1 protein-coding gene and 1 pseudogene are annotated in these 1,478 nt (G+C 55.4%); both read right to left on the bottom strand.

What is annotated here, in order from left to right; genetic code table 11:
• Nucleotides 1–37: 37 nt before the first annotated feature.
• Entirely contained in the window at nucleotides 38–1,072 is a 1,035-nt protein-coding gene (locus tag APR53_09635) for an integrase (GenBank protein ID KQC04791.1), read from the bottom strand.
• Nucleotides 1,069–1,478 (bottom strand): annotated as a pseudogene (locus tag APR53_09630). The gene APR53_09635 and the pseudogene APR53_09630 overlap by 4 nt, the downstream one beginning before the upstream one ends.

The raw sequence follows: 1,478 nt of genomic DNA, 5'->3' as shown, positions 1-1,478 counted from the left end.
CGGCGCGTGTCAAGAGGGTTGTCACCTGAGTCATAAATTAGGCCGCCTCTTCCAAGTGGTTTATGGAGTTGGCCGGTGTCTTTTCAGGATTCAGCCAAACGCATTTTATCGGGTCCCAGTTGCGTATTTCCTTTGACCATCGATTCGGATTCCGACGTCGAGCCTCAGTATATACTTTCTGGCGATTGGCCAGGATGGCCTGTTCCCGGCCGTAGTGGCGATCATCCGGTGTAACGAAGCGGATCGAGCTGTGCAGATGCCGGGTATTGTACCAGAAGACGAATTGATCGATCCATGACTGCGCCTGTTCAACGGTTTCAAAGGGTCGTGCGGGATACTCGGGCCGATACTTCATGGTCCGAAAGAGCGATTCCGAATAGGGATTGTCATTGCTAACACTGGGGCGTGAGAAGGATGGCGTAACGCCCAGGTTGTGTAGTGTCGCCAGCATCGTGGCGCCCTTCATCGGGCCGCCGTTATCGGAATGCAGCACGAGTTTCTCTGGCTGCACTCCATGAAACGCGCAGGCTTGGGACACCAACATTGCGCTGTGCTCCATGGATTCTTCTGCAAATACCTGGGCCGCCATGATCTTTCGGCTCCAGACATCGAGAACCATGTAAAGATAGAAAAACAGGCCCTTAACGGATGTCTTCAGATACGTGATGTCCCAGCTCCACACCTGGCACGGGCCAGTGGCCACGTGGGCCTTGGGACGATGTGTGACCGCCGGTTTGGACGCCTGACGGTGGGCAAGCATCGCATGCTCTTTGAGAACCCGGTAAAAGGTCGATTCCGAGGCCAGATAAACACCCTGGTCGGCAAGTTGGGGAACGATCTGCTTAGGGGAAAGATCCCGGAAAGGCGCACTGTTGGCGACGGCCAGCACCTGCTGTCGTTCCTGTTCGCTAAGTTTGTTGGCCGGGGCATCCGAAGGCCCCTGGCGCTGATCTTGACCGCCGCCTTGCTGGCGCCACCGAATCAAAGTACGTGCGCTGATGCCAATGACAGCCGCCGCTTTAGCAAGTCGGGCGCCAGTGGCAACGACCTCTTCCAAAAGCGAGAGGATCATTTGCCGTTGCTCCCTGCTATGGGATCGTCCTCGTCCCCCCAGATGTCGTGGACTTTTTTTTTAAGCACCAGCAACGCAGCGGCTTCCGCCAAGGCCTTGTCCTTCCGGTTTAATTCTTTTTCGAGGGCGCGGATGCGTTTGGTGTCGTCCTTTTTACCCTTGGCCATCTTTTTGGAAGGCTTATTTTGCAGGGCATCGAGCATTTGCCTGCGCCATTGCTCAAGATGGGTCAGATGCAACCCGTTTTCGCGCAGAAAGGCGCCCAACTGTTCCTCGCCGAGGGAGGCGGCTTCCATGACGACCTTGAGCTTGTCTTCAGCACTCCAGTCGTTGGGCCGTTTAGGACCTTTTACTTTGACCATGTCGCTATACTCGTGTGCATTGTTGGGGAACCCATAGGATGAAA

It is taken from the genome of Methanoculleus sp. SDB (assembly GCA_001412355.1).
Taxonomy (GTDB): domain Archaea; phylum Halobacteriota; class Methanomicrobia; order Methanomicrobiales; family Methanomicrobiaceae; genus LKUD01.
This window is presented reverse-complemented; position numbering and strand designations above follow the sequence as displayed.